Genomic DNA, 6,549 nt, shown 5'->3' with positions numbered 1-6,549 from the left:
GAATTCCATTGGGCGAAGGCAGAAATACAGGGTGATAAGATTGTGGTGAGTTCTCCCGAAGTATCGTATCCGGTTGCTGTGCGCTATGCATGGGCCAACAATCCGGTTTGTAACTTATATAATGGTGCCGGTCTCCCGGCTTCACCTTTCCGTACGGATGATTGGAAAGGGGTGACGCAGAAATAATCAGTGCGTTTGGTTGTATGACGGCTCCGCTTATTATCAATTGTAAATTATTGATAATAAGCGGAGTTCTTTTTGATGCCACTTGGCGATAGATACTGTGAAGACGAACGTTTGCTTACTTATTGGCTGTTGTTATTCTAAAATAATGCTTATTATATGCAATAAAAAGGTAAAAATCATCAATTGGTCTGTCTTGTGAGATAGGGGGATGTTTTATTTCATAGATAAAATATATCTTTATCATCGTATAACATACAACAGACAAATAACTTATGCTGAAAAAAACGATTCTTGCCTGTGTTCTTTTGCATTTGGTTGTAGGAACTATTTCACCTCAAAAGATAGATTCTATCGATATTAAAAGCATGCGTGCTTACTATAAACAGTATTTTAATGATCCGACTGATCCCATTGTTCTGACAGCATCGGATACATTATTTGATATGGCAATCAGGTGCAATGATACGGTGATGGCTAAGATAGCTTTGGGAGCCAAGGTAGACTATTACTATTACGGACAGGGCGAGAACCGCACGGATAGCATCATAGCCGGAGTAAATCGCTTAAAACAATATGCCAGAAGTGTCGGTAACGCTGAACTTTACTACTGGGCATGGGCTGCCAGGTTGGTTAACTATTATATTATACAGGGAGAATATAACATTGCTCTTCTTGAAGCTGAAAAGATGTTGCAGGAGGCCAAAGGTGAGAAAAAGCAGGGAAGTATTGCTGAGTGTTATTATGCATTGGCCAATGTGTATACGGCTAAAGGTTTAGTAAAAAAATCTCAGGAGTTTATGCTTAAAGAGATTGATATTTTTGAGAATGCCAATGTCTTTAGATATAATATATCCTGCCAGTATAGTGATGCCGCAAAGATATACATTGATCTGGGCGAAGCAGAAAAAGCTCCCGAATTGCTTAAAAAGGCACTCAAAACTTCTAAGTCTACTTATCATGAAGTGACGGCCAAGCTGGTTTATGTATCACTCTATCTTGCGCAAGGAGATACGGCAGCTGCCCGCAAGGCATTGGAGGAGTGTAGACAAATGTATATGGGAGAACCTTCAATGAAACGTCATATACACTATTTGTATGATGTAGAGATTGATTATAACTGGAGGGTGGGTAACTATAATAAGGCTCTTAGTGTATTGGATGAACGGGAAACCGAATTGAGGAAGAAAAACAATCTGACAACTTTGATGGCATTGAGAAAAACAAAGGCGGATATTCTTTGGGATATGAACCGTAAAGAAGAAGCAGCCGGGCTGTACCGCGATTTTCTGTTGGAACAGAAGAAGGAGAAAGAAAGGAATGAAGAAATCACTACCAGTGAGTTTGCTACCATGTTGAACTTGCAACAGCTCAATGCTGAGAAGGTACGGTTGGAAAAGATTTCTCAGAAGAAACAACTGCAAAATACCCGGACTATTTTATTCTCTGTACTAGGTCTTTTATGTATCGTCGTTATCTTTTTGTGGCAACAGAGAAAACTCAATGCAAAGTTGCATCGGGCAAAAAATAAGCTGGATGAGCAGAATCGTACATTAATCAAAGCCGAGGAGGAACTGCGTAAAGCCAAGGAAGTTGCTGAACAGAGCAATTGGTTGAAAACAATGTTCATTCAGAATATGTCCCATGAAATCCGTACTCCGCTTAACTCCATTGTCGGGTTCTCCGGGGTATTGGTTGATATGCTTGATGAAAAGGAAGACATCGGGCAGTATGTTGCATTGATTGAGAGTAACAGCAAGTTATTGCTGAAGTTGGTAGGTGATATCCTTGATATTTCCATTCTCGACAGTGAAGTTGAAATCAAGCATAATGCTGTTGATGTCAATGCCTGTTGCCAGGCTTCGATAGATGCGGCGGGGGCATCTTTCGATCCGGGCGTAAGGCTCATTTTTGAACCTGCCTGTGACGAGCTGATCATAAACAGTAATTATAGTTATATAGTGCAGGTACTTGATAACCTGTTGGGCAATGCATCGAAGTTCACTCATGAGGGTTCCGTTACATTAGCCTATGAGGTTAAGAAAGAAGAGAATCAATTGATTTTCACGGTTACAGATACCGGAATCGGTATTCCCGTTGAGGAACAGGAACGTGTTTTTGAGCGCTTTGTGAAGTTGGATAACTTTAGTCAGGGAGCAGGGCTCGGTTTGTCCATTTGTCGTATTGTTGCCGAAAGGCTGGGTGGCTACCTGAGGATTGATAAAGGGTACACTCAAGGTACCCGTGTTATTTTCTGTGTGTCGATGTGAAGAATAAAATAAAAGCGATATTTTTGTATATTATTAAGTTCATATTATGCAGATAACAAAGGAAATACAGCGAGAACTGGAACAGTACATTGACCCGGTGAAACGGGAGTATCTTCCCAATTTCTTTAAAACAGGGAAAGGGCAATACGGAGAAGGTGACAAGTTTCTCGGTATTGTCGTTCCCAACACCCGTATGGTGGCGAAGCGGCATAAGGATGTGCCATTTGAGGTAATGGCGGAGTTGCTTCAAAGCGAATGGCATGAATGTCGCCTGTGTGCCTTGCTGATGCTGGTGGAACGCTTTAAAAAGTGCGATGAAAAGGGCAAAAAAGAGATATTCGACTTCTATTTGTCGCAGACTGCCCGTATCAACAACTGGGATCTGGTAGACTTATCTGCTCCGGGTATTGTGGGCGAATATCTCAAGGATAAACCCCGTGATGTTCTTTATCGCTTGGCCGGAAATGAACTGCTTTGGGATCAGCGCATAGCGGTGGTTTCCACTTATGCGTTGATTAAAAACGACGATTTCATCGATATTTTAGCTCTTTCCGAGCATTTCCTTTACACTCGTCATGACCTGATGCAGAAGGCCGTGGGATGGATGTTGCGGGAAATGGGAAAACGGAATAAAGACCTACTGGTGCAGTTCCTTGAAAAGCATTGTAAAGTGATGCCTCGCACAATGTTGCGCTATGCGATAGAGAAATTTCCGGAAGAAAAACGGAAAGAATTTATGAAGCGGTAAGCGGCAGACATACAATGTTGGCCACACTTTCGTCATTTGCGCCGCAAAAGTCCGGATAAGTAATCAGTGTGTCGCCTTCCCATTACGACTGAGGGTACTTCCCACTAGGACTGAACTGGTGTTCCACTGCGACTGATCATGGTGGAACATCAAGTGTGTTGTTATACAGTAAGTTACGACGTATATGAAACATCTGTTCGCTCCTCTCCGCTGGGATATGAATTAGTTCACCACAGAGTAACACAGAGTCTCACAGAGTTTAATTGATTTGAAATCAGAAAATAGGACTCCGTGAAACTCTGTGTTACTCTGTGGTGAAACTTCATTACTGTATCGAAATAAATCAATTCTGCCAACAGGTAAAGAATAGATCTAAAATAGTGATTAGTAAGATTGAAAATAAATGATATGTGGTAAAAATGCCGGATAAAAATATACCGGATAATTTTCATTTTAAATGAAGACTCTTAACTTTGTCACAATTTCAGCTGACTGGAAGATGAAATTCCATATAGCATCATCATGTTGAATGGGAGTTTATAGTGTATGGTAAATTGTGATGAAGATGAAATTACTACTTTTATTGATGTTTGTTCTGGCAGGGTGTACGAGACCTGCCACCTTGGATCTGCAAATGAACAGTGAAGCCGATAGTCTTTACGAGGAAGCTTGTGCACATTATGAAAATGAAGAAATAGATAGTTGTACCTATAAACTGACAAAAGCTTTAGAACTATATCGTGAGAGTGGAGAAAACGAAAAGGTAGCTATCACCTGTTTGTCGTTGGGGCAATCCTACAATGGGATAGCTCAGACCGATTCGGCAAGGCCTTATTTACTGGAAGGACTGAAATATTGTGAAGAGAATACAGTGCTTGACAGTATCCGTGGAAGGTTACTTACTGATTTGGCAAGCTGTTATATGATTGAGGGGGATATCCGGGAAGCAACATCACAATATCTGACAGCTTTGGATGCCACCTCTAAATCCGGTGATAGTGAAGCCTATCTGACCAATTGCAGTTCGCTGGGTGTCGCCTATCGCAGAATAAACCTCCCGGACTCTGCTCTTTACTATTACGGCAAGGGACTTGAGGCAGCCATGAAAAGCAAGGATTATAGTGCTGTATCCAATCTGCATGCCAATATTGCCGTGATGTATATCTCTTTCAAACAGTTAGAAAACGCGAAGGAACATGCACGAGAAGCCATTACGTATGCTCTGAAAGAGGAAGATGCTTTGGACTGGTTGCAGGCTTACTACATCTGCGGTTCTCTGTTGGTAAAGACAGGGGAATACGATCAAGCGATCAATTATCTGCATAAGGCTTATGGAATAGCTTCCCAGCAACAATCACCACGTTTCCGGTTAAAAGTATTGTCAGCGCTGTTACCCGCTTTTCAGGCTACTGCACAAGATGATTCGGTGCGTTACTATCTGAATGTATGTGACCGCTTTCTGGATGAATTACCAGAAACGAGCCATGAAGCTATCGGTATTTATGAGACAAAAGCCCAGCTCTTACTAAAGGAAAAGAAATATCGGGAAAGTTTGGATTTCTATCGAAAGTTGACGGGATTGATAAGTACAAATTCGCCTACCGCTCCCTACGTGTGGTACAGCCGTATGGCCGAATGCTATCATAACCTGCAACAGCCTGATGAGGCTTACAGATATATGGAGCAGGCTCTCGAATTGCGTGATTCCCTGGCTGCACAGGAGGTGGAGAAGCAAATGAGCGAGCTGCAAGTGCGCTATGATACTCAGAAGAAAGAACTTGAAATTAAGCGTCTGAAAGAATTACAACAGCAGGAAGAACTTCGCAGTCTTCGGCTCACAATTTGGTTTATAGCTTTTATCAGCTTTATGCTTATCCTCTTGATCATTCTCTTGTATAAACGCAAGTTACAACTCAGCCGTAAATATATTGACGGAATGGAGAGCGAACGTGCCCGTTTGGCACGCGAACTGCACGATGGGGTGTGCAATGAACTTCTGGGGTTGGAAATGGAACTTAAATCGGGCTTTAATAGAGAAGAGGACAAATGTGAGTTGCTGGACAAACTAGGGCGGAGTCGTGCGAATATCCGTAGTATTTCGCACGAACTAATGCCTCCCGTATTTTCTGATGCCACTATTGATGAGATTATAACAGATTATATCGATCATCTGAATGTTCCTTCATCCATGCATCTTTCATTCGATGCTTCTACGTCCGATTGGAGTCTGGTATCCTATAATGTGGCATATGAATTGTATCGTATTGTACAGGAAAGCATGAATAATATTCTCAAATATTCTTCCGGCACACAGATTTCCATTTCACTGTTGGTGGATGGTGCGCATGTGCGGTTGGAGATATTCAGCAATGGAGTTATGAAGCGCTCTTCTTCCAAAGGCATCGGGATGCGCACGATGGAAGATAGGGTCAGATGTATGAACGGTACACTCCATGTGGCTGCTGATGAGACCGGTGTATGCGTTACAGTTACGGCTCCTTTTAAATAAAGATTTATTCTGTACTAGTTTTCATGTACGGAAAGTATACCATAGTATTTACCAACTGTCTATTGAAAAACTACGGAAAATGATAGTAGATTTAAATTAAAAATACCTTTCCTTTGCACAAAATAGTAAACATGATAACAGGGAGGACTAATATCTGACCACAAGCATATAAATAAAAGAAATATGGTGCAACTTCCATCGGATACATCGAAATACCATCTTCTTCTTATAGATGATCACCCTATTGTATTGGCGGGCATCCGTAACATTCTTGAAGTCTGTCCGGAAATAGGTGAAATCTATGCGGCTGACAGTGCTGCGAAAGCTTTGGAACTTCTTAAATCTCACGATATCAGTATTTGCATGGTCGACATAGAATTGCCGGACATGTCGGGTTTTGAGCTGATAGAACAGATACGTTTGCTCTATCCGGATATGCGTATTATTATTGAAACCATGCATAGTGAAGTGTGGATTGTCCGTCGGATGGTAAAGGCGGATGTAGATGCAGTGATTCTTAAACAGTCCGATCCGGAGAATCTGCAAGAGGCGATTTATTCTGTTCTGTCAGGACGTAAATATTTCTGTCCCCATTTCCGGAAATGCCTTCGGAAGCTTCCTCCTGAGATGCCGCAAGTACTCAGCAAGCGCGAACAGGAAGTGCTGAAATGCATATCCGAAGGTTTGAAGAGTAATGAGATAGCAACGAAATTATATATATCAGTTAATACAGTGGAGTTCCACCGTAAGCAGATCATGCTTAAGCTGGAAGCCAAGAATGCATCTGATATGTTGATAAAGGCTATCAAGAGTGGAGTGTTGGAGATCTGAAAATAAAT

The 6,549-nt window shown here is 41.7% G+C and carries 4 protein-coding genes and 1 pseudogene; all 5 read left to right on the top strand.

All coding sequences use genetic code 11. From position 1 onward, the window contains the following. Positions 1-186: pseudogene (locus BACCELL_RS07725) on the top strand (sialate O-acetylesterase); the annotation flags it as partial. A 272-nt stretch (positions 187-458) separates the two neighbouring features. Continuing rightward, positions 459-2,453 carry a tetratricopeptide repeat-containing sensor histidine kinase gene (locus tag BACCELL_RS07720; protein ID WP_007211121.1) on the top strand — a complete coding sequence of 665 codons (1,995 nt, stop codon included), beginning with the start codon at positions 459-461 and terminating at the stop codon, positions 2,451-2,453. Positions 2,454-2,499: 46 nt separating this feature from the next. Further along, complete coding sequence (locus BACCELL_RS07715; RefSeq protein WP_007211120.1) at positions 2,500-3,201, top strand: DNA alkylation repair protein; 702 nt, start codon at positions 2,500-2,502, stop codon at positions 3,199-3,201. A gap of 565 nt (positions 3,202-3,766) precedes the next feature. Continuing rightward, positions 3,767-5,710: a tetratricopeptide repeat-containing sensor histidine kinase gene (locus BACCELL_RS07710; protein WP_157133889.1), complete on the top strand. Its 1,944-nt coding sequence runs from the start codon at positions 3,767-3,769 to the stop codon at positions 5,708-5,710. Between the two features lie 183 nt (positions 5,711-5,893). Beyond that, positions 5,894-6,541, top strand: coding sequence for a response regulator (locus BACCELL_RS07705; RefSeq protein ID WP_007211118.1), 648 nt, complete (start codon positions 5,894-5,896; stop codon positions 6,539-6,541). The last annotated feature ends 8 nt before the right edge of the window (positions 6,542-6,549 follow it).

This window comes from Bacteroides cellulosilyticus DSM 14838 (genome assembly GCF_000158035.1).
Classification (GTDB): Bacteria; Bacteroidota; Bacteroidia; order Bacteroidales; family Bacteroidaceae; genus Bacteroides; species Bacteroides cellulosilyticus.
The sequence above is the reverse complement of the archived record's forward strand: the minus strand, read 5'-3'. Positions and strand labels throughout refer to the sequence as shown.